Annotated in this window: 15 protein-coding genes; 11 read left to right on the forward strand and 4 right to left on the reverse strand. The window is 61.2% G+C overall.

The features are described 5' to 3' along the window. Nucleotides 1-102 precede the first annotated feature (102 nt). The 4 genes from cysD to PCJ49_RS17320 all read left to right on the forward strand — a co-directional run bounded on the left by cysD (nucleotide 103) and on the right by PCJ49_RS17320 (nucleotide 6,583). Nucleotides 103-1,023 (forward strand): sulfate adenylyltransferase subunit CysD, encoded by a 921-nt coding sequence (gene cysD / locus PCJ49_RS17305; protein ID WP_269912031.1) that lies wholly within the window; start codon nucleotides 103-105, stop codon nucleotides 1,021-1,023. Next, nucleotides 1,023-2,891, forward strand: coding sequence for a sulfate adenylyltransferase subunit CysN (gene cysN / locus PCJ49_RS17310; protein ID WP_269912032.1), 1,869 nt, complete (start codon nucleotides 1,023-1,025; stop codon nucleotides 2,889-2,891). The genes cysD and cysN overlap by 1 nt, the downstream gene beginning before the upstream one ends. 109 nt (nucleotides 2,892-3,000) lie before the next feature. Beyond that, nucleotides 3,001-5,244 (forward strand): peptidase domain-containing ABC transporter, encoded by a 2,244-nt coding sequence (locus PCJ49_RS17315; RefSeq protein ID WP_269912033.1) that lies wholly within the window; start codon nucleotides 3,001-3,003, stop codon nucleotides 5,242-5,244. After that, a complete protein-coding gene (locus PCJ49_RS17320; protein WP_269912034.1) occupies nucleotides 5,213-6,583 on the forward strand; it encodes an HlyD family type I secretion periplasmic adaptor subunit in 1,371 nt (456 codons plus the stop codon). The genes PCJ49_RS17315 and PCJ49_RS17320 overlap by 32 nt, the downstream gene beginning before the upstream one ends. A 54-nt stretch (nucleotides 6,584-6,637) precedes the next feature. On the opposite strand, the gene PCJ49_RS17325 is transcribed toward PCJ49_RS17320, so the two are convergent. Both PCJ49_RS17325 and PCJ49_RS17330 read right to left on the reverse strand, forming a co-directional pair. Further along, complete coding sequence (locus tag PCJ49_RS17325; protein ID WP_269912035.1) at nucleotides 6,638-8,251, reverse strand: tetratricopeptide repeat protein; 1,614 nt, start codon at nucleotides 8,249-8,251, stop codon at nucleotides 6,638-6,640. 118 nt (nucleotides 8,252-8,369) lie between these two features. Beyond that, nucleotides 8,370-9,506, reverse strand: a complete 1,137-nt coding sequence (locus tag PCJ49_RS17330; RefSeq protein WP_269912036.1) for a glycosyltransferase — start codon at nucleotides 9,504-9,506, stop codon at nucleotides 8,370-8,372. Nucleotides 9,507-9,986: 480 nt separating this feature from the next. On the opposite strand from PCJ49_RS17330, the gene PCJ49_RS17335 reads away from it, so the two are divergent. From PCJ49_RS17335 to PCJ49_RS17350, 4 genes are all read left to right on the forward strand, one after another. Further along, a complete protein-coding gene (locus tag PCJ49_RS17335; protein ID WP_269912037.1) occupies nucleotides 9,987-11,501 on the forward strand; it encodes a class I SAM-dependent methyltransferase in 1,515 nt (504 codons plus the stop codon). 328 nt (nucleotides 11,502-11,829) lie between these two features. Next, complete coding sequence (locus PCJ49_RS17340; RefSeq protein WP_269912038.1) at nucleotides 11,830-12,765, forward strand: calcium-binding protein; 936 nt, start codon at nucleotides 11,830-11,832, stop codon at nucleotides 12,763-12,765. A gap of 189 nt (nucleotides 12,766-12,954) precedes the next feature. Further along, nucleotides 12,955-13,743 (forward strand): hypothetical protein, encoded by a 789-nt coding sequence (locus PCJ49_RS17345; protein ID WP_269912039.1) that lies wholly within the window; start codon nucleotides 12,955-12,957, stop codon nucleotides 13,741-13,743. A 200-nt stretch (nucleotides 13,744-13,943) separates the two neighbouring features. Next, complete coding sequence (locus tag PCJ49_RS17350) at nucleotides 13,944-16,565, forward strand: glycosyltransferase (RefSeq protein ID WP_269912040.1); 2,622 nt, start codon at nucleotides 13,944-13,946, stop codon at nucleotides 16,563-16,565. 91 nt (nucleotides 16,566-16,656) lie between these two features. Here the strand turns inward: PCJ49_RS17350 and PCJ49_RS17355 are convergent, their stop codons facing one another. Next, nucleotides 16,657-17,679 (reverse strand): rhamnan synthesis F family protein, encoded by a 1,023-nt coding sequence (locus tag PCJ49_RS17355; RefSeq protein ID WP_269912041.1) that lies wholly within the window; start codon nucleotides 17,677-17,679, stop codon nucleotides 16,657-16,659. A 448-nt stretch (nucleotides 17,680-18,127) separates the two neighbouring features. Between PCJ49_RS17355 and PCJ49_RS17360 the strand changes: the two genes are divergently transcribed. The 3 genes from PCJ49_RS17360 (at nucleotide 18,128) to PCJ49_RS17370 (ending at nucleotide 22,421) form a co-directional block, all read left to right on the forward strand. Continuing rightward, on the forward strand, nucleotides 18,128-19,087 hold the full coding sequence (locus PCJ49_RS17360) for a KpsF/GutQ family sugar-phosphate isomerase (protein ID WP_269912042.1): 960 nt from the start codon (nucleotides 18,128-18,130) through the stop codon (nucleotides 19,085-19,087). Nucleotides 19,088-19,214: 127 nt separating this feature from the next. Continuing rightward, nucleotides 19,215-21,041 (forward strand): alpha/beta fold hydrolase, encoded by a 1,827-nt coding sequence (locus tag PCJ49_RS17365; RefSeq protein WP_269912043.1) that lies wholly within the window; start codon nucleotides 19,215-19,217, stop codon nucleotides 21,039-21,041. A 117-nt stretch (nucleotides 21,042-21,158) separates the two neighbouring features. Beyond that, nucleotides 21,159-22,421 (forward strand): MgtC/SapB family protein, encoded by a 1,263-nt coding sequence (locus PCJ49_RS17370; protein ID WP_269912044.1) that lies wholly within the window; start codon nucleotides 21,159-21,161, stop codon nucleotides 22,419-22,421. Between the two features lie 9 nt (nucleotides 22,422-22,430). Here the strand turns inward: PCJ49_RS17370 and PCJ49_RS17375 are convergent, their stop codons facing one another. After that, nucleotides 22,431-23,426: a zinc-dependent alcohol dehydrogenase family protein gene (locus tag PCJ49_RS17375; protein ID WP_269912045.1), complete on the reverse strand. Its 996-nt coding sequence runs from the start codon at nucleotides 23,424-23,426 to the stop codon at nucleotides 22,431-22,433. Nucleotides 23,427-23,458 lie beyond the last annotated feature (32 nt).

Here is a 23,458-nt window from a genome sequence, read left to right on the forward strand (position 1 = left end):
CGCTGTGTCTCAATACAACTAATATGTAGAAATTTCGGCCGTATCAGGGCAAGTTTACCGCTGATCCCACCGGGTGGGTGTCCATATCAGGTCATGCGTGCCATGTCCCCACATTCTCCCATGACCGGTTTCAGCCATCTGGACTGGCTGGAAGCCGAGAGCATCCACATAATGCGGGAGGTCGCGGCGCAGTTCCAGGCCCCGGTGATGCTCTATTCCATCGGCAAGGACAGTGCGGTCATGCTGCATCTGGCCCTGAAGGCGTTTTATCCCGCCAAGCCGCCCTTTCCGCTGCTGCATGTGGATACGACCTGGAAATTCCGGGAGATGATCGCCTTCCGCGATGCGCGCGTCCGGGAACTGGGGCTGGACCTGCTGGTCCATATCAATCCGGAAGGGGTGGCCCAGGGGGTGGGGCCTTTCACCCATGGCTCGGCCGTGCATACGGACGTGATGAAGACCCAGGCACTGAAGCAGGCCTTGAACCGTTACGGTTTCGATGCTGCCTTCGGTGGCGCGCGCCGGGATGAGGAACGGTCGCGCGCCAAGGAACGCATCTTCTCCTTCCGCAATCAGGCCCATGGCTGGGATCCCAAGAATCAGCGGCCGGAACTATGGAACCTGTATAATGGCCGCATCGCCAAGGGGGAGAGCATCCGCGTCTTCCCGCTGTCCAATTGGACCGAACGGGATGTCTGGGCCTATATCAGGCGGGAAAATATCCCCATCGTCCCGCTCTATTTCGCCAAGCCCCGCCCGGTGGTGGAGCGTGATGGCGCGTTGATCATGGTGGATGATGCGCGGATGCCCCTGGCGCCAGGGGAGCAGCCGGAAATGCGCTGGGTCCGGTTTCGCACGCTGGGCTGTTACCCGCTGACTGGTGCTGTGGAAAGCCGCGCGGACAGCCTGGATGCCATCATCGACGAACTGGCCGACAGCAGCCAGTCGGAGCGCCAGGGCCGGATGATTGATGCCGATGGTGCGGCTTCCATGGAGCGCAAGAAGCAGGAAGGCTACTTCTGATGGATGCGATGTTGGAAGAGCGCGCCGGCATACCCCTGCGTTTCATCACCTGCGGGTCGGTCGATGATGGCAAATCCACCCTGATCGGCCGGCTGCTGCATGATTGCGGTGCCGTACCGGCGGATCAGCTGGAACAGCTGCGCCGGGACAGTGCCGCCCATGGCACCACCGGTGAAGGCACGCTGGATTTTGCCCTGCTGGTGGATGGGCTGGCGGCAGAGCGGGAGCAGGGCATCACCATTGACGTCGCCTACCGCTATTTCAGCACGATCCGGCGCAAATTCATCATCGCCGACACGCCGGGGCATGAGCAATATACCCGTAATATGGCCACTGCCGCCTCTACGGCGGATCTGGCCGTGCTGCTGGTGGATGCGCGCAAGGGGTTGCTGCCGCAGACGCGGCGCCATGCCGGCATTGCTGCCCTGATGGGCATCCGCCGGATTGTGCTGGCGATCAACAAGATGGATGCCATCGGCTGGAATCAGATGGCTTTCCAGGTGATTGAGGCGGATTTCCGCGCCTTTGCCGCCGCCCTTGATTTCCAGTCCATCAGTGCCGTGCCCTTGTCGGCCCGAAGCGGCGACAATGTCACCCGCCGGTCGGCGGCGCTGGATTGGTATGGCGGGCCGACCCTGCTGGACCTGCTGGAAAGCTGCCCGGCGGCGACCGGTGACCAGGAAGGGCCGTTGCGCCTGCCGGTGCAATGGGTCAACCGTCCGCATCAGGATTTCCGAGGCTTTGCCGGCACCATCGCGGCGGGGCGCGTCGTGCCCGGTGATCCGGTGATGGTGCTGCCTTCCCGCCGGCAGAGCCGGGTGGCCCGTATCGTCAGCGTGGATGGCGATCTTCCCAGCGCGCGGGCCGGCCAGGGAGTGACCCTGGTGCTGGCCGACGAGGTGGATGTCAGCCGGGGTGACCTGATTGCCGCCGCCGCCGCCCCGCCGCCGGTGGCCGACCAGATTTCCGCTCACCTGATCTGGATGCTGGACCGGCCCCTGGTGCCGCACCGCTCCTATCTGCTGCGCCTGGGTGCGGCCTCGGTCGGGGCCCAGGTGACGCAGCTGGTCCATCGGTTGAATGTGGATGACTGGCAGCCCCAGCTGGGCGGCCAGCTGGGGCTGAACGATGTCGGCTATTGCCATCTGACGTTGGATCGTCCCATCGGCCTGCTGCCCTATCGCCAGTCGCGCACCCTGGGTGGTTTCATTCTCATTGATCGGATCAGCAATGCCACCGTCGCGGCGGGCATGGTTGATGCGCCCCTGCGGCGGTCAGGTGATGTGCCCTGGCAGAATATGAAGGTGGATAAGGCCGCGCGGGTGGCCAACCGTCCGCATCGGCCCTGTGTGCTGTGGTTCACCGGCCTGTCCGGGGCGGGCAAATCCACCATCGCCGATCTGGTGGAACAGGAACTGCACCGGCGCGGCTGCCAGACCATGGTGCTGGATGGTGACAATCTGCGCAACGGCCTGTGCCGTGATCTCGGATTCGGTGATGCACACCGGGCGGAGAATATCCGCCGGGTGGCAGAGGTGGCGCGGTTGATGACGGATGCCGGGCTGATCGTGCTGGTCAGCCTGATTTCCCCCTTCCGGGAAGACCGGGAACGGGCCCGCGCCATCCTGCCGGCCGGCGAGATGGTGGAGATATTTGTGGATACCCCTTTGGTTGAATGCGAACGGCGGGACATCAAAGGCCATTACCGCCGCGCACGGGCGGGGGAGATCGCCCATTTCACTGGCGTCGACAGCCCTTATGAAGTGCCGGATAATCCAGAGCTGCACTTGCGCTTTGGGGAGGGCACGCCTGCCGAACAGGCGTCAAGCGTCGTGGACTGGCTGCGGGCGCGGGGGCTGGTAGAATGACGCGCCGCAGCGAATTGTTTTGATCCGGGACGCAACTTTGGGGTAGTCATACCCGCCCTTTGCCCGATAGCAAGGCAAGGGAAACGATTGGTGTATGCGAAGGACAGACATGTCTCAGGCGGAGCGAGCTCCTGATAGCGAGGGGATTTCCCAAGCCGACCCAGCCATCTCGCACACGATGCTGGAGGCATTGCGTTTCGTTGCACGCCACCATGGGCTGCATCTTTCACGTGAGCAATTGTTGCGATCCTATGCGTCCGGCCCGGAGGAGGTTCGGCCGTCAATCGTTATCGCTGCTGCCGAACAATATGGGTTGAAGGCTCGGTCGGCGCGGATGCGGTTTGATCAGCTGCTCAGGCTTGGACGCGCCGTTCCGGCATTGATCCGTTTACGCGATGGAACTGCACGGGTCGTCATCTCTGTTAACTCCAACACCTCGCCGCCGTTGGTGGTGCTTCGCCATCCTGTCGATGGGGCTACCCCCACCCCCTTTGATGCAATCGGTTTGGCTGAAATCTGGGACGGCGAGGTCATTCTCTTCAAGCCTCAAGGTAAAACTGACAGCTTGAACGAGACCTTCAATGCCGGCTGGCTGTTGCGTCAGGTGCTGGCGGAAAAGCGGATATTTCGGGATGTAGGCATCTCGGCGCTGATTCTCTCTGTTTTCGCCCTCGTTCCCCCTCTGCTTTACTTTATCGTGATTGATCGTGTGCTGGTTCACCAGCGAATGTCGACCCTGTTTGTCTTAACTGTAGGGGTGTTTTTCATCATTATTTTTGACACGATATTCGGCTATTTGCGGCGTTGGTTGGTGGCGGAAGGTGCAGCCCGCATTGATGCGCGAATCAGTACCTACGTGTTCGAGAAACTAATTGGTCTGCCTATTGAGGTGTTCGAGAGCCAGTCGACAGGTGCGATTTCGCACAAAGTCAATGAAATTTCTCGCATTCGTTCTTTCATGACGGGGCAGTTGTTCACGGTTTGCCTTGATAGCTTGACGTTACTGGTTCTTCTGCCTGCAATGTTCTACCTCGATGCCTCTTTGACGTTTTTCGTCTTGGGTGTCGGCATAGTTATGTTTGCCACCGTTATCCTTTATATGCCAGTTATCGGGCGCGCTTATGCACGGGTTGTCCGGGCAGAGCAAAGTCGCGGCTCGTTTCTGGTCGAGGCTATTCATGGGATGCGCACCATCAAGTCCCTGGCGCTGGAAGGCGGTAAGCGGCAGGAATGGGATCGTTATTCCTCCGAGGCTGTGCGGGCGCACCGGGATATGGGGTTCATCGCCAATCAACCGCAGACGATTCTGCAGCCTCTGGAGAAGCTGATCTATGCCGGCAGCCTGTTGCTGGGCTGCTATATGGCGCTGTCGACGAACGGCGATCCGGTGTTGATGGGCGGATTGATCGCCTTCGTTATGCTTGCCGGTCGCGCTATTCAGCCCATTGTTCAGATTGCCGGCCTGCTTCAGCAGGTGCAGGAGATGCGCGGTGCGATGAATCTGGTTGCTTCCCTGGTCAATATTCCGGCGGAAGATACCCGCTCCACCCACGGGCTGCGCCCTCGTTTCCAGGGTGGGATCACCTTTGATGAGGTCCGGTTCCGCTATCCGGGTGCCAGCACATATGCTCTGGATAAGGTTAATTTCGAGATCGCACCCGGTAGTGTTGTCGGCATCATGGGCCGCTCAGGTTCAGGTAAGACAACGATCACCCGCCTGTTGCAGGGGCTGCACCAGGATTATGACGGGCTGATAAAACTGGAAGGCAACGATCTGAAGCAGATGGATATCCACCATCTGCGCGCCAATCTGGGGGTGGTTCTACAGGACAATTTCCTGTTCAGTGGCACAATTCGTCAGAATATCTCCGCCGCCAAACCCGACGCAACTTTCGATGAGATCATTGAGGCGGCACGTCTGGCGGGGGCGGAGGAGTTTATCGAGCGGCAGCCCGCCGGGTACGACACCTACCTTTCGGAGGGCGCGTCCAACTTATCGGGCGGCCAGCGTCAGCGTCTGGCGATCGCTCGCGCCCTGTTGGTCGATCCCGCTATCTTGATCCTGGACGAGGCCACCAGCGCGCTGGACCCGGACAGTGAAGCGATCGTTAACAATAATTTGCGCCATATCGCCGCTGGCCGGACCATGCTGATCATTTCCCACCGGCTGGCGTCGCTGGTGGAATGTGACCAGATCATCGTGATGGAGCGCGGCCGGGTATATGATATCGGCACGCATGAGGAATTGCTGGAGCGATGCAGTATTTACCGTCACCTTTGGTTCCAGCAGAACCGTCACCAATCCCCGACAGGAGCGAGCAATGAGCGGTCGATCGCTGGTCCTGCGTCCTGATAGTCGGACGGCATCCACTGCGGACCAGGCCATCAATGACTTTCAGTCGGAAATGGCAGAGATTGTTGGTGCGCCCTATTCACGTCGGGTGCGCCTCACTGTCCATGTTCTGGCGGGTATGGTGGCTCTGGCGATCATACTGGCGAATGTAATGACGCTGGATATCGTGGTTTCCTCCCGGGGGCGCATTATTTCGCGCACACCGACCATTACGGTGCAGCCGTTGGAATCCTCCGTCATCCGCGATGTGCTGGTGCGTCCGGGGCAAACGGTCAGGAAGGGAGATGTGTTGGTGACACTGGACCCGACCTTGACGGGTGTCGATGTCTCACAGCTGCAGTCCCGTGCGGAGACCCTGCAGGCGCAAGTGGCGCGACTGGAGGCTGAACAGGCCGGTGTTCCCTTTGAGACGGCAGACAAGACCAGCCCATCCTGGGTGACGCAGAAGGATATCTGGCGTTCCCGTCAGTCGGAGCGTGAGTCGCGTCTTGCTGTTTATGACCAGAAGATCAAGTCGACCCAGGGAATCATTCAAAGCAGTACGCGCGATGCCGAATATTATCGGTCTCGACTGGCCGTCAACAGCGAGATTGAGAAGATGCGCTCCGAGCTTGCACGCAAGGAAGTGGGCAGCAGGCTGAATGTGCTGGTCGCGCAAGATAACAAGGCTGAAATCGCCCGTAACCTGTCCAACAGCGAGCAGCAAGCCATCACGGCCAAACATGAATTGCAATCGGTGGCGGCGGAACGCGATGCCTATATTCAGGAGTGGAACTCCACGGTTTCGCAAGAGCTGGTGACCCGCCGCACAGAATTGCAGCAGGTGGCAGATGATTTGTCCAAGGCGGAGTATCGCCGTAACCTGATTGAGCTGCGCGCGGTCAGTGATGCGACCGTTGTCAGGGTGGCGGACATTGGGAATGGGGCTGTGGTGCCCTCCGGAGAGGTGATTGTCACCCTCGTGCCAGCCAATGCGGAACTGGAGGTTGAGGCTGATATCGCCGGTGCGGACCAGGGCTTTGTCAAGCCGGGTGACGAGACGGTGATCAAGCTGGATGCCTACCGTTTCACTGAATATGGCACCGTTGTTGGACGCGTTCGGTCCATCAGTGGCGACAGCTTCAATCGACTGGACGATGGTACCCCCAGTGGCACACGTTTTTACAAATCGCGCATTGAAATCACCCAGATGAAACTGCGCAACGTTCCAGATGATGTCACCTTGCTGCCCGGTATGCCGCTTCAGGCTGATATCGTCGTTGGTGAGCGTACGATCATGCAGTACCTGTTGGGCAATGTGGTGAAAAACATGCAGGAAGGCCTACGGGAGCCCTCCTGACAAATGAAGGCTCCTCCCTTCTGGTTGGCTGCCAATAATCGGAAGCACGCAACTTCAGCGGACAATCCCGTTGAAATTGCGTGCTTCAAGATATTCTATCAGATTTTGGGCTAACGGGTCGCCCAGTTCCACAGCAGCCTTTGCCATTTCAATCGCTGCCGGACCGTCGCGATCAATATTCCATTTCATTTCCGCCAGAGCCGTCATGGCGATGGCTATACCATGGGCGGCGGCCTCGTGCAGGCGCACACGCCAGCGCTCAAGTTCTTCCAAGGGGGCCTGCCGGCTTGTCAAAATGCGCACAAGATTGACCTGCGCCGGAACATGGCCATTTTCAGCCGCCTTGGTGAACCAATAAAGGGCTTTATCCGGGTCCGCGGGCAGCAGTTCCTGTCCGGTGGACAAAGCATGTGCGAGCCGGAACTGGCCCGATGGGCTGCCCAGCTCCGCTGACCGGGCATAGAAGAACATGGCCTTTTGCTGATCCTGCGCCACCCCGTGCCCATGAAAATAGAGCACGCCCATATTGTAAGTGGCGTTGGCGTGGCCCTGCTCGGCTGCCTTCATCAGAAGAGTGGCCGCCTTGCCATAATCCACTGGAATGCCCCGACCTTCGAGGTGGCTGAGGCCGAGATGGAACGCGGCCTCGACATGCCCGGCCTCGGTGGCCCTCTCCAGAAAATGAATGGCCCTCAGCGGGTCCAATGGCACAAATTTACCCTTCTGATGGGCCAGTCCCAGAGCTGCCAACGCGCCAGTATGTCCCAACTCGCTGGCGGCTGTGTACCAGATGATTGCTTCACCCGGATTTGGGACCGCGGCCTCCAAGCCCATATGCATATCCGCCAGCAAGGCCATCGATTCCGCATCACCTTTAAGCGCGCTGCGCCGCAGCCAGGTTTCGGCGATGGCGAGGTTCTTTGGCGCGCCGCGTCCACGGCGATGGATAATGCCCAAAGAACGACAGGCGGCAACAATGCCGGCTTCTGCTGCTTTGAGCAGCCATTCCAGCGCGAGAGCGTGATTGGCTTCCGTGCCAATCCCTTCCAGCAGATAAAGGCCGGTGTAATATTGTGCCGTAGGGTCGTTCCGTCGGGCGGCGCGCTCATAAAGCACAAATGCTTCCGCCGGGCCCTGGTCAGCCACGTGGCCGCTGGCAATCAGGTTGGCCAGACCCACCATACCCTTGACGCTGCCTTGATCAATCGCCCGCTGATACCATGCCGTGGCCCGTGCAATATCTATCGGTGCATCTGGCCCGCCGTCCCGGGCAAAAAGCCAGCCCGATAATACCTGTGCCTCCACCATTCCCTGTTCGGCTGCCAATGTTGCCCAGTGCCGGGCTTGCACATCGTCCTTGGCGAGAACGAATGCATCGGGGTTATGTTTGGCTGTCGCATCACCGATGCCATTGGCATAATGGCTTGCGAGATAGGCCTGCGCGCGCGCAACACCGTTTTTCGCAGCTGTTTGATACCAGCGAAAGGCACTGCGGGGATTGGGCAGAACCCCACGCCCGGCATCCAAGGCTTCGGCCAGGGCCATTTGACATTGCGGGTCGCCCTGCTTTGCCCCTTCCTGCCAGGCAGCGGCGGCATCCGCCAGCTTGCCCTTCCTGGTAAGACGTACACCCCTTTCATAGGCCGAGCCACGCAGACCGCTGGTCACGCTTTTTATCAGCGAGGTCAATCTGCTACCGGTCACGATCCCGTACCCCGAACCCAGTCAATGATTGTGCAACCTCTATCGCAGACGGGTTGGCGACGAAAGAGGCAAGCATTGTGCGTCATAGCGGGGCCTGGAACCGCTCGCGCAGCAGTCGCTGCCAGGCGGGCAGGGCCACCCACTGCAAATCAAACCGTTCCACGACCGTTTGCCGTGCGGCGCGACGCATGGCGCGACGCTGCACCTCGTTCATTGAAAGGGTCTCCAATACGCCATCTGCGATGGCACCCGGATCAGCGAAAGGGACGAGAAGGCCATTATAACCATGCTCCACGATCTCTTCTACCGGGGGGGTTGCCGAGGCAACCAGGCTGACCCCCGTCGCCATAGCCTCCAGCATGGACCAACTGAGGACGAATGGATAGGTGAGATAGAGGTGGGCCCGTGAGAGCCGCATCAGGTTGATAAAATCCTGATGCGCCAGCTTGCCCAGGAAATGAACCCGATCCATGGGCAGTTGGCCTGAAAGTTCCGTCAGCATATGGTTACGCCATGTTCCGCCGCTTGGTGGTGGATTGCCATAAGAAACCCCGTTACCGCCCACGAACACCATGTGGGCGTCCTGGTGCCGCCGCAATATTTCCACGGCGGCACGCATGGCGGAGCGGAATCCACGATAGGGTTCCAGATCGCGCGCTACATAGGTAACAATGGGAGTATCCGGTCCCAGCACTCTTCCGTCTGGCAACCGCAGCGGGCGGGCGGAGCCGGGGCAGGCGCGCTCCGTATCGATGCCATCATGAATCTGAACGAGCTTGTTCTGATATTCCACCGGGTAAAGCTGCTTCTGCCATGCGGTCGGGCAGACCCCGATATCGACGGCATCCAGCCCCAGAAGATTGATGGTGTTCAAGGTGCGGACGCGGGCCACATCATCCAGGCTGTAAGGTTCCTCCGGATCAAATCCGACATCAGCACCCTGGCCACGATAGAAGAACTCAAAATAACCAACCACTCCTGCCTGTGGCCAAAGATCCTTGAGGAACAGGATTTCTCCCCAGCCATTATGGCCGATGATCAGGTCAGGCCGGTATCCGCCCCGGGCCAGTTCAGTGCAATGGGCCAATACTGCCTGGCCGCGCCAAATGGCACGATTGGGTTCGTAGAGATAAGGGTGACTGCCCCCCCCGCCCCGGGTGACGAAATGGTAGCTGTGCTGATCAACGCCCGGCAACTGTGCCTGAAAATCACTGGCCAATGCCGTCACACGGACGGCGGGAAGCGTGGCCAACTGCTTGGCCAAGTGTACGAACTGGGCAGGAAATAACTTGTGCAGGAATAATATATTGTACATACCGCACTCCGGTTGGGCGACAAGCCAAGTTGTATCGGTTGCGGATCAATCCGCAAGATATTTGGGTTTGCCCTTAAAGGGGTGGTGTCCATAAGGTTGCCCTGTCCATCCGCATGGATGGTGGCATGGCTTTGCAGGATAACGGGGGTTCAGGTGGAATTCGTTTGGCAATCCGACGATAGTGCTTTGCTGCCCGCCAGCTGCCCCGTTTGTGCGGATCAGGGGCCCCACCGGCCTGTGCTGATTATTCCTCAAAGTGGACCCCGGCAGACGGATTGGATCATCGTTCAGTGCCCCTCCTGTGCCTCCCGATTCTCCACGGATCGGCAGGGGGCTGATTACACGCCGGGGGCGCTGCCCGGTGGGGCGTTACTGGAATTCTATATGGAGCAGGGCGCCGGCCTGCGCCCGATGCTGGAGCCGCTGGGCTGGGCGGATGTTTCCCCTGGGCGGCGAATGCTGGAAATCGGCGGTGGTTTCGGCTTCACCAGCGATTTCGTGCAGGTGGCGCTGGGTTGGACGGCCAAGGGGTATGACCCGTCTGGTCTGGCGGCCCTGGGGCGCGACTATCTCGGGCTTGACATTGTTCTGGATTACTGGACTGACGATACGCCGCTGCCCGAACCCTATGATGTCGTTTATGCGTCGGAAGTGGTGGAGCATATTCCGGAACCTTCGGGTTTTCTGCGGTCTATCCGTCGCGCCGTCGGGGCGACGGGAATCGCGGTGCTCACCAGCCCTAATGGGGCAGCCCTTCATCCGGGAACCACACCGGCGCTTCTGGCACCGATCGCCAGTCCGGGCCTGCACCTGACCCTGTTCAGCGCGCAGGGGCTGGAGCGGGCCTTGCGCGCGGCTGGATTCCAGCAGGTCCGGGTGGAGGAACGGGGGGCAACCCTCCATGCCTTTGCCAGCGATGGCGATTTACCAGCCCCCCGGCCGCTTAGTGATGTGCTGTATCGTGATTATCTGCATCGCCGAATCGCCACCCCCGGTTTGGCGCCGGCCTTGCTGTCCGGCTTGCGCTACAGGCTTTACAAGGAAATGGTCAATGCCGGGGAAGCTGCCGCTGCGCTTGAGCTTTTCAAGTCACTTGCCGAGGATGTCATTAAGCGCTTCGGGATCGACATCACCACTCCCGCCGCGCTGCGCCCGCCGGTGGCGAATGATGATGTACAGGAATGGCTGAAGCGCTATCCGGGGAATCTGACCGGTCTGCTCTATTACCGGGCCATTCTGGCCAATAACAGCGAGGCTGATCCCGCCGCCGCGGTGCTTTTCACAGCCGCCGCGGCGCTGGCGGGAGCGCATGTGCGCCGTGCCCTGCAGAGGGTGGGGATGGAGGATGGTGAAACCGAAGTGCTGACCAGCGCCGCGGTTCGTCTGCACCTTGTCGCCCTGGTCTGTGCGGGTGCTGATTCGGCCCCGTTATTGTCTGCCGTGACCCAAGGCACACCGGAACAGGGATTGATGATCCCCGCCAATGATCGGCATTCCATGCGGCGTGGGCTGCGCCGCGATTTGCGCACCATGGATCACCCCGATTCTCTGTGGCGCACAGCCAAGGTGGATGTGCCGCAGGATGAGATGAGCCTGCTTGCCACGGTGCTGGAACGTGAGCTTCCCGTTGCGCGAATCGCGGCGTGGGACCGAATTTCCGAGGCAGTGGATCCTGCGGCGGCGATAGAGGCATTTCGGGCGATCTGGAACCTTCCGGATGCCGATCAGGCCCCCACTTCCCTGCGTCATGCGCGCAAGCTCACCTTGATTCGTCTTGTTCTGCTGGGGGCATTCCAAGATGCGGATGCACTGTTTGAAGCATGGGATCAACCTGACCTCGCGGCTGATTCCAGTGTGGCAACGGCTTTGGGCATCATCGCAGGTGCCGACCTGCGTTAAGATTTTGTCTGCATCTCCAGGGGGTATAACCTAAAGGTTAGCATGGCTAAATTGGCTATTGCGTTGTCTTCAGAGGCGGGATGCCAAGCCAGCGGGACATCCATGTCCCCTTCCAAGGCACTGTTTTTCTTGGATTTCCTGAAGGGTGTTGCCGCCTTTCCACAGGTTTAACGGGGTTGTGCAAACCGGCTGACGCAGTGCAATATTCGATTGCAAGAAAGAGGCTCTGCTGTTAGCTTCGCCTCGGTAATACGATTAGCGGGGCGGATTGGTTAACACCTGTGAGGGGTGGCCAGGCCCCTGGCTTAATGGATTTTGGGGGTAAAAGATGGCAACCTTGGCCGGCGGCGCCACGATCAACGTGACTGGTGCGACAACTCAGCAGCTTCAGACTATTTCCAACGTTTTGCAGTCGGTTGTTCCTGCGGGGTCGACCCCGACGAACGCAACCGTCGGTACGACGGCGCCCGTTGTGACGGCGCCGATCTCTAACGGTTCGGTGCTGCTGGGGCAGGCCACGTATACGACCGTGTCGACGGCGACTGTCACCAAGTCGGCCGGCGCATCGAACGATCTCAGTATTGTGAACCTCGCGGGCACCAACTCGACCACGTCGGGCACCTTGACCAACCTCATCGTTGATTCTTCGCTGAATCAGGTCTTCGTGCAGGGCACCGGTAACGGTAACGTTTCTGCCCTGTTTGTGGGTGCAAGTCCGTCGAACAAGCTGATTGTTGGCGATGCCGGCAATCAGTTCGTGGTAGGGAGCAGCCTGACCGGCTCCAGCACCATTATCGCTGGCGATGGTAACGACAGCGTGATCGGTGGTACCGGCAGCGACTCGATTTCGGCCAACGGTAACGCCATTCTCAATGGCGGTGCTGGTAACGACGTTATTACCGGTGGCGCGGGCTTTGCTACGCTCGGCGGTGGCGCTGGTAACGACACCATTACCGCCGGTTCCGGTGGCGCCATCATCATCGGCGAAGCCGGCAATGACTCGCTGGTCGCTGGTGCTGGCAAGGATGTGTTCATTTTCACGCCGGGTGGCGGCAACGATACGGTTTCGGGCTTCAACCCGACACAGGATACGCTCGCCTTCGGCACGACCAATTTTGGTGGCAACGCTCAGCTGAACCTGGTCTCCCTGATCTCCAGCGCGCAGGTCACCGGTGGCAACACCGTTCTGACCCTGCCCGATGGCTCGACCATCACCGTTGTGGGGCAGACCGGTATCAACGTGAATTGGTTTACTCCCAAGTAATCCGAATCAGTGTTTTGTTTGGGAAATGGCGGGCTTTTGCCCGCCATTTCTTTTTGTCAGTTTACGATCAATCTTTCAGTGCCCCGCAAATGTTAATTGTTTGCGTCGCCGCTCCGTAATTTTGTTCATTTTTGTGCGTAAATATCGGATACCTTTCGCATCAGACGGCACCTTTCATAAGTGATGGCGATGACGACTACGAATGGCATGTTGGCGACGGCGGAACCGGAACCCACAGCAGACCGCCTGCGCAGTTCGGCCCAGGTCATTGTTCTGCCGGAGGGAACCTATGTCGTGGCGGTTCGCCCCTCGGCGCAACGTCCCCGTGTGATCAATGGGGTGGCGTTTCCGGCGGCACAGCTCAGCTCTGTCCCGCAACCGGGCACGTCTCCGATTCGCTTTTTGCAGAAGGGCGTTTTGGAGCCGGTGGTCTGGGTTGCCGCTGCGGATGAGGTTGTGATGTCGGTTCCCCCCGGCGCCTCACCCCTCATGATCACCAACTATATATTCGGCCAGGATATACAGTCCTGTGTTGATCTGGAAATTCGTCCGCTTTCCCCAGCGAAGCAGGCCCCCCCGGTTGGGTTGCGCCTGTTCGCCACCATTCAGCAGATTGGCGAACAGGCATTCGCCGCCGGTGAATGGGCAGCGGCAGAGGATGCACCTTTCTGGATTGAGGGCATCCGGGTTGAAACCAGCCCAGGGGTTGGGCAATTGCTGCAATACCGGGTTCCGGGCTCCACGGCCGCCGACGGACATTGGACCCCGGCACCTGGAAGCCTGGGGCTGGGGGGGGGACGCCCCCTGTCGGGTATCGCCTTCCGTTTGATGCCGCCCCTGGCTGACAGCCATCGGGTGATCTATGCGGCCCGGTTCCTGCGCCATGGGGAGATTGAGGCGGCGGATGGTGAGCCCTGCCGCTCTCCGCAGCCGCAAGATCCGCTGATCGCGTTGCGGGTAGCCATTGTTCCGCGATGAGCCAAGGTGATCGGTCATCCGCAACCGGTGTGAACACGCTGTCCACACCGGTTGCGTCTTCGCGCGATACTGCCCGGTCAAACATTCTTGCGGCTTTATCTTCTGGCGACACGGAACGGATAGCGCTGCTGGCGCAGCGCCTGTCACGATTCGATCCGCCCCATGCTGATGATCTGCTTTTTGCAGCGATTGCATTTGTGGTGTTTGGGGACAGGGCCGCTGCCGCCGACCTTTTGCAGCGTGCGCTGACGCTGGACCCACGCCACGCCATGGCCGCGAAGACACTCGCGCGCGCTGGAACCTGGACGGCGGCGGTTCTGGATGCATTGGCCTGGCACGCTGAAGCAGATGCGGAGGCGGTGGAACTGCTGCGTCTCCATGCCCAGAACAGCGGTCGTGCCATCGCCTTTATCGCCGGTCGTACCGTCTATTGTGCTGTACCGCCAAGTGGTGGTCATCTTGCCGTGGAATGGGCGGGACATCTGCTGGTTCAACGGCAAGTCCCGCCTGATATGGTTGCCAGCCTTGTTGAGCTGCCCTTGCCGGAGGCGCTGTGCGGCCCGGTCGATCCGGAGGTTTATCTGGATGGCAGTCCTGTTCTTGCCCCCTCCCTGCGCGGGATATGGCTTCGCCCCCCCCGTCTGACGGCACGGGTGGAGCGGAGGGAGGGGGATGAAATCCATATTCGCGCCATGGATCTATCCTGTCCGGATCGCCCCGTCTCGGTTGTTTTGAGTGAGGGGGGGGAGGCGCGTTCTACCCTGACCGTCACACCGGCCCCCGGTAGTGAGCTGGAGGATTTACCGCAGCAGACACCGCAGGAACTGTCCTTGGCGGGCCTGCATAACCCCCGGCTGCATTTCAGCCTGACGGGGGAACCGCTGTTCCTGCCGCAGCCCCTGCCGCCCCCGCCGGTGCTGGAGCCGGTGGTGGATGTGATCGTTCCGGTTTATGGCGATCTGGAAGCCACGCGGCTGTGCTTCGAGCGGTTGCTGACCTGCGATCCGGGCCTGCCCATGCGGGTTATTGCCATTGACGATTGCGGCCCGGAACCCGCGATTGCCCAGTTGCTGGATCGGCTGGCCGCCGGCGGGCACATCATGCTGCGGCGTAATCCGGCCAATCTTGGCTTTGTGCGCAGTGTGAATATCGGCATGGCCATGTCCGCCGGGGCGCGGGATGTGGTGTTGCTGAATGCAGACACTGCCGTGGCACCGGGCTGGTTACGGCGGCTGCATGACGCGGCGGCCAGGGCGGCTGATGTTGGGACGGTAACCCCCTGGTCCAACGATGCCACCATCTGTTCCTATCCGCGCGCCAATGCGGCGACACCATTGGCGGATGTGGATGTGCTGGGCGTGAATGCCTTGGCCGGGGCGGTGCTGGATGGCTTGGCGATCGATATCCCCACCGCCGTCGGCTTCTGCATGTATATCCGTCGTGATTGTCTGGCGCAGACGGGCTGGTTTGATGCCGATACTTTCGGTACCGGCTATGGCGAGGAGAATGATTTCTGTCTGCGCGCCAGCCGGCTCGGCTGGCGGCACCAGATGGCATTGGATGTCTTTGTCGGCCATCTAGGCGGGGGATCGTTCGGGCCCGCCAAACAGGCGCGGGTGGATCGGGCCTTGCGTTTGCTGGCCCGGCTATATCCGGATTATGAACCGGCGGTACATGCCTTTATCGATGCTGATCCCTTGGCGATTCACCGCCGGACCCTGGATCGGGCCCGGCTTTTCAATGATGGCGGGCAGCGGCAGCGGCCCTTCATGATCGTTTGCGCCAAGCTTGGTGGTGGAACGGAGCGTTTTATTCAGGACCGGCTGGCCCGTCGCCCCGCCCAGCAATCTCTGCTGCTGCGGCCGGAAAGGGCGGAGGGCAAGCCGCATCGGTTGGTTCTGGAACTGCCCGACCGGCCGGATCTGGGCAATCTATGCTACGATCCGCTGTATGAGCTGGATTTGCTCTGGTCCGATCTGGCGCGGCTGGGCGTGGCGGAAATGGAGCTGCATCATCCGTTCCACCTGACGCCCGATACGCTGACCGGTTTAACCACCCGCTTCGCCTATCAGATGCATCTGCATGATTACAGCTGGATCTGTCCGCGCATCACCCTGACCAGTGCCAATGATCAATATTGTGGTGAGCCGGATGTTATCACCTGCGAAGCCTGCGTGGCGACGCATGGTGACCTGTTGCATACGGGCATGAGCGTGGCGTCGTGGCGGGCTTTGACCCGCCCCGTGCTGGAAAAGGCGCAACGCCTTGATTGCGCCACGCAGGAGGCGATGGAGCGCTTGCGGCGCTATGCACCGGCCGCTCGCCTGCATCTGGCCCCGCTGCAGGCGCCCCCGCCACCGCCAGCGGTTCCGTTGGCGTCCCGTCAACCGGGAGAATCGATCCGGATTGTCGTACCGGGCGCCATCGGTCCCCCCAAAGGCTTTCAGATCCTGCTGGAATGCGCGCGCGATGCGGTGACGCGCGGATTGCCGCTGCGTTTCATTGTGCTGGGCTATAGCCTGGACGATGATCTGCTGACTGAAACGGGCGCTGCGATGGTGACCGGCCGTTATGAGGAGGCGGAGTTCGACCGTCTGCTGGCCGATATCCGCCCCCATGGTGCGTTTGTGCCCTCCGTCTGGCCGGAAACTTGGTGCTATGCGCTGAGTCACGTGCTGGCGGCCGGTTTGCCCACGGCTGTTTTTAATCTCGGTGCCCAGGCCGAACGCTTACGTGCCCATGGGCGCGGCCTGCTGTTCCCGCTGGGGCTGCCGGCCTCTGCCATCAATGATAGTCTGCTGGCATTGCTCGCTCCCCGTTGAGGGGACCGCGTTCTGCCTGACGACATGCAAATCCAGAACGGGCCGTGACCTTAACGAGACACGGCCCGTGCTATCAGGTTTACTTACTTAATCAATACACGCGATTGCGCATTGTGGCCTGCAGGTGGCGGACAATCATTTCAGAGTCATAATTGGAGACCTCACTGATCAACTGCTGCCAATTATGCAGATAGGGGATGGCCATGGGGTTATGCTGCAACAAATCCCGCTTGATGAAGGGGCAGCCGTTGTTGCTGATCAACTGATCCCAGAAGAAATGTGTCTGGTTCAGCGGCACGCCTTCCCGCAGGCTTTTGGCGATTCTTTCGGCATAAAGACGTCGTTCCGGATCGCTGCCACTGGAAGGGCTGGCCAGGAAACTGTCAATCTTTGCGGCCATCACGCCGATTAGTTTCCTATAAGGAAAAATGGCTTTGCAGCGCAAGCCTTGCGACAGGAAAAAGGGCGTCAGCCCGATTTCGCCATATCGCACGACCCAGCGCTTGCGTCGGAAATAGGGTAGCCGTCCCCAGAATTTGGCAAAAGCCTGGCTGCGGATGGCGGTTGGGTGGAACAGCAAGAAATAGCTTTGCAGATGAAAACGTCCGTCCCAGCTGTCTGTGATTCCCCATACGTCTGCTTCATCGGCCTTGGCGGACTTGATCACCTGAGCGAAATCCTGCAGCGGACCATACATGCTGTCATTGGTAATCAGCAGCATATCCAGGGCCTGCAGGTCTGGAATTTCCGCAATGCCGTCCTTGAAGGCACCGAAATCATAGCCCACGTTCCGACGCCACAGGATGATTGACGCCAGTGGTTTCAGCTTCTCTACACTGCGCTCTGGGAAGCGCGGGGAATTGCTGGTGAAGATGATCGAAAAGCCCTGCTGCCGCAATTCACGTAAATAAAACTCTACGTACTCGTGTATGGCCCCACGGCAATCGAAATGATTAAAAACCACAATACGTTTTGCGCCCTGGAGCGGGACATTGCCCATCCAGCGCCGACGTATATACCGGGGCCTGATAATTGATGTCATGTGGGTGCGCACATAGTCGAAAATATCGACCGCTTCCGTGAACTTCTTAATCAAAAAACGATGCAGCCGCATGGGAATGATCAATCTGTAAATTGTCTTTGGCCGAGGCTTCTTTAAACTAAACGGTTCCTCCGTCAAAGGTAAAGGGGCCTTTTCCTGCGGGGGTACCACCGGCGTTAACCTGATGTAAGGCTGCGGCGGGCAGACGGGCGAAAATGCCTGTTTATCGGCGGCAGGCGATCACGCTCCGGCCTCTCGCAGGCGCCTCTGATGCCGGATTCCGTCCCAGCAGGGACGAATCCACACGGAACGGATTCAGGTTTCATGGAACCGGGCTACCATGTCCGGCGTGTTTGCTCAAAGGCGGGAAGGGGGTAGGCCAAACGGCCGTGGACTGCCCCTCAGGGCCGTCATGCACCGGGTCCCGCTTGCGCGGGCTGGATCAATCGGGCATCCAGCCCCACATCAGCCTGCGGCCCGATCAAGGTGTTTTGATCGACAGGATGGAACTGGGAAGAACATGATGGCGCAAGCCCCCAATCTGATCGGCCGCACGGCCATCGCCAAGGAAATCGATGGCTTGCGGCTGTTGCAGGACAGTCTGGCCGAGCCGTTTGACCGGGTGGTTGAGACCATTCTGGCCCGCCAGGGCCGGGTCTTCGTGGCCGGCATCGGCAAAAGCGGCCATGTCGCCCGCAAGATCGCCGCCACCCTGTCTTCCACCGGCACCCAGGCCTATTTCATCCATCCGGCAGAGGCGAGCCATGGCGATCTGGGGATGATCGGCCCCGGTGATCTGGTGATGGCGCTGTCCAATTCCGGCGAAACGCAGGAACTGTCTGACCTGCTGCTTTATTGCGGCCGCTGGAGCATTCCGCTGGTCGGCATCACCAGCCGGGCGGAATCCACCCTGGCGCGGGCGGCCACCTTGCCGCTGGTGATGCCGCAGGCGCCGGAGGCCTGTCTGGTCGGCATGGCGCCCACCACCTCCACCACCATGATGATGGCCCTGGGTGATGCCATTGCCGTGGCGCTGATGACGGCGCGCGGCTTCACGGCAGGGGATTTCCGCAATTTCCACCCCGGTGGCCGGTTGGGCCAGACCCTGATGCGGGTGGAGAAAATCATGCGTCAGGATGAGGCGCTGCCCCTGGTGGCGCTGACCGCCCCGATGTCGGAGGTGTTGCTGACCATTACCTCCAAAAGCCTGGGCTGTGCCGGTGTGGTGGATGGGGAAGGGCGGCTGGTCGGCGTCATCACCGATGGTGACCTGCGCCGCCATATGGATCCCGGCCTGCTCTCCCGCCGCGCTGATGAGATCATGAGTCGCAAGCCCCGCATCACCCGGCCCGACGCGCTGGTGGGCGAGAGCCTGGCCCGTATGAACAAGGAAAGCATTACCTGTCTGTTTGTCACGGCGGATGAAAAGCCGGTGGGCGTCATCACCCTGCATGATTGCCTGCGCGCCGGGTTTAGCTGAACGGGGTAACCCCACCGGCTCCTCATCGGAAACGCTGCTCCTTGATGCATATCAAGGCCCCCTGGGGCCTTTGCTGCCAGTCTGTGGTTGTCCTTGGAAACCATCACTGGACAGGAAGGCTAGAGCCATGCCGGAAGGGACGATCCGTACCGCCACCAGCATCACCCCCGTAAAGGCGGCCCCGCCCGCAATCCCCTCTTGCGCGCCGGCAGCACTGGAGGAGGCGGCCCCGGCCGCCGCGACGCTCTCCATCCTGGACCGGATGACCCATGCCTGGATGGGGCGCTTCACCGCGTCCGTTTCGCCGGCGGCGCTGACGCTGGCTTGGGCGGACTGGGCCATCCATCTGGCTTCCTCCCCCGGCAAGCAGATCGAGCTCTGGCAGAAGGGCGTGCGCAAGACGGCCCGGCTGGCCCAATATGCCGCCACCTGTGGCGCGCAGGAGGGGGCGCCGCGCTGCATCGACCCGCTGCCGCAGGACCGGCGGTTTGAGCATCCTGGCTGGATGAAACCGCCCTTCAACCTGATCCATCAGGCTTTTTTGCTGCAGCAGCAATGGTGGCACAATGCCACCACCGGCATCCGGGGCGTGGCGGAAGGCCATGAAAAGGGCGTGACCTTCACGGCCCGCCAGTTGCTGGACATGATCTCCCCCACCAATTTCCCGCTGACCAACCCGGAGGTGCTGGAAGCCACCGTCAACCAGATGGGCGTCAATCTGGCCCGTGGTTATCGCAACTGGACCGACGATCTGCGCCGTCAACTCTCCGGCAAGGGGCCGGCGGGGGTGGAGGATTTCCGGGTGGGTGGCAATCTGGCCGTTACACCCGGCCGGGTGGTGTTCCGCAATCGCCTGATGGAACTGATCCAGTACAGCCCCACGACGGGGGAGGTGCGGCCGGAACCGGTGCTGATCGTGCCCGCCTGGATCATGAAATATTATATCCTGGACCTGTCAGCGCAGAATTCCCTGATCGGCTATCTGGTCTCCCGTGGCTATACGGTCTTCTGCGTCAGTTGGAAGAATCCGGGGCCGGAGGATCGTGATCTGGGCATGGAGGATTACCAGCGCCTGGGTGTGCTGGATGCGCTGCGGGTGGTGAATGCGGTGGTGCCGGGAATGCCCGTCCATGCCATGGGCTATTGCCTGGGCGGCACGCTGCTGTCCATCGTCGCGGCGGCTTTGGCCCGCGATGGTGACCAGCGGCTGGCCAGCATGACCCTGCTGGCCGCCCAGACCGATTTCACCGAAGCCGGTGAGCTGACCCTGTTCATCGATGAAAGCCAGCTTTCCTTCCTGGAAGATGGCATGTGGAGCCAGGGCTATCTCGATACCACCCAGATGGCCGGCGCCTTCCAGTTGCTGCGCTCCAACGACCTGATCTGGTCGAAGATGGTGCGGGAATATCTGCTGGGTGAGCGGGAACCGATGATCGACCTGATGGCCTGGAACGCCGACAGCACCCGGATGCCCTATCGGATGCATTCGGAATATCTGCGCCGGCTGTTCCTGGAGAATGAACTGGCCGGCGGTCGCTACCGGGTGGATGGCCGGCCGGTGGCCCTGGGCGACATACGCTGCCCTGTCTTTGCCGTGGGCACGGAGACGGACCATGTGGCCCCCTGGCATTCCGTCTATCGGGCCCGGCTGCTGCTGGATACGGAACTGACCTTCTGCCTGACCAATGGCGGGCACAATGCCGGTATCGTCTCGGAACCCGGTCGCCCCCGCCGCCGTCACCGGCTGGAAACCATCCAGCCCGATCAGCCCTATATGGATGCCGATACCTGGATGGCAGCCACGCCACCGCGGGAGGGTTCCTGGTGGCCGTCCTGGGTGGATTGGCTGGATGAACGGTCGGGCAGCCCGGTGCCGCCGCCAGCCATGGGGTGTAAAGAGGCCGCATTGCCGCCGCTGGAGGCGGCACCCGGAACCTATGTGCATATGCGGTGAGGGGGGAGTATCCTGTCTGTATCGCGCGTGCTGATTTCATTGTCCTGATGTCTCTCAAACACTTATTCCGCCGTCACCCCGGTGCAGCACTGTCACTCCCCCCAGGAACCCCATTGAATGACTGAAGTAACTTTGTTGAGCCGGTTGGCTGTGGCCCTGGCAATCGGCCTGCTGGTGGGGCTGGAGCGCGGCTGGAAAATGCGCGAAGCCGGGGATGGCCAGCGGGCTGCCGGCCTGCGCACCTTCGCGCTGTCCGGCCTGTTGGGCGGGGTGGCGGGGGCGCTATCGCAGATCACCAGTTCCTGGGTGCTGGCGGCCGCCTTGCTGGGCCATGCCGGCACCTTCGCGGCCTTCCGCCTGCTGGAAGCGCGCGATGACCGCGATGTCAGCGCCACCGGCACGGTGGCGGCGATCCTGACCTTCATGCTGGGGGCCTTCGCCGTGCTGGGCGAGGTGCGGGTGGCCGTGGCAGCGGCGGTGGCCATGACGCTGTTGCTGGCGCTGCGTGACCCGCTGCACCAATGGCTGCGCGGCCTGCGGTGGGAGGAAATCCGCGCCATTCTGGTGCTGCTGTCCATGTCCTTCCTGCTGCTGCCGGTGCTGCCCAACCGCACCATCGACCCCTGGGGGGCGGTAAACCCAGCGGAAATCTGGTTCCTGGCCATCCTGATCGCCGCCATCTCCTTTGGTGGGTATGTCGCCATCCGCCTGTTCGGGGACCGGCTGGGCGTATTGATGGCGGCACTGGCCGGCGGGCTGGCCAGTTCCACCGCCACCACGCTGACCCTCTCGCGTTTTGCCCGCAGTACGCCGGGGCTGGAAAACACCCTGTCCGCCGGCATTCTGCTGGCCGGCGCGGTGATGACGGTGCGGGTCTGTGTCATTGTCGGCCTGTTGAACCAGACGCTGGCGCTGGAACTGGTATTGCCGCTGGCCGCCATGCTGACGGTGATGGGGTTGGGCATTCTGGTGCTGTTGTTCAGCCGACGCCACACGATGAGCGGCAATCAGGCGGCCCTGGCCACCAGCAACCCGCTGGAACTGGCCACGGCGTTGAAGCTCTCCGCCTTCATCGCCATTGTCATGCTGGCCGCTGGGGCCGCCAAGGCCTATATCGGTGACAGTGCGGTGCTGGCGGTGGCGGCGGTTTCCGGCATCGCCGATGTCGATGCCGTTACCATTTCCATGGCCCGGCTGGGCGGCCATTCCATTGCTGCGGAAACCGCCCTGATTGCCATTGGCATCGCCATCGCCGTCAACACCCTGACCAAATCGGTGATGGCTGCCTTTATCGGCGGGCGTGGGATTGGCGTGCCGGTATTGGTGATCAACCTGCTCTCCCTGGGGGCGGGGTCACTGGCCATCATGCTGTTGCCTTGATCCTGGCACCTACGGCAGCAGCACCGCTGCCCCGGTAAAGGCACCGGCCCGCAGGTCGGCCAGTGCCTCATTGGCGCGGATCAGCGGATAGGCATGGATTTCCGTATGGAGGGGGATGCGCCCCGCCAGTTCCAGGAATTCCAGCGCATCCTGCCGCGTCAGGTTGGCGACCGACAGCAATTGCCGTTCCTGCCATAACAGGTGATAGGGCATGGCGGGTATATCGCTCATATGGATGCCGGCGCAGACGACACGCCCGCCCGGCTTGACCGCGGTCAGGGCCGCCGGCACCAGGGCGCCGATCGGGGCGAACAGGATGGCGGCATCCAGTGGTTCCGGCCCCGGCGCGTCAGACGGGCCGGCCCAGTCCGCCCCCATCCGCAGGGCGAAATCCATCGCCGCCGCATCGCCCGGCCGCACAAAGGCATAGACCCGCCGTCCCTGCGCCTTGGCCACCTGGGCGATGATATGGGCGGCAGCACCAAAGCCATAGAGCCCCAACCGCTTCCCATCCCCCGCCATCCGCAGGGCGCGATAGCCGATCAGCCCGGCGCAGAGCAGCGGGGCGGCGGCCGCATCGCTGTACCCGTCCGGGATGGCGAAACAGAAACGGGCATCAGCCAGAATATGGCTGGCATAGCCGCCGGCCAGCGTATAGCCGGTGAAGCGTGCCTCCGGGCATAGATTCTCCCGGCCTTCGTGACAGGCATCGCAATTGCCGCAGGCCCAACCCAGCCAGGGCACGCCCACCCGCTGGTCAAGCTGGAACCCGTCCACCCCGCTGCCAATGGCAGCCACCCTGCCCACCACCTCATGCCCCGGCACCAGCGGCAGGGCGGGGTGGGGCAGTTCCCCATCCACCACATGCAGGTCAGTGCGGCAGACCCCACAGGCACAGACGCGGATCAGCAGCTGGCCGGGTCCGGGGGCGGGCACCTGATGCCATTCCAGCACCAGCGGCTGGCCCGGCTGTTTCAGCACCATGGCCGGATGTTTGCCTTCCATGACACACCTCCCTCGGATCACTATAGATCGAT

The organism is Niveispirillum sp. BGYR6, from assembly GCF_027568365.1.
Taxonomy (GTDB): domain Bacteria; phylum Pseudomonadota; class Alphaproteobacteria; order Azospirillales; family Azospirillaceae; genus Niveispirillum.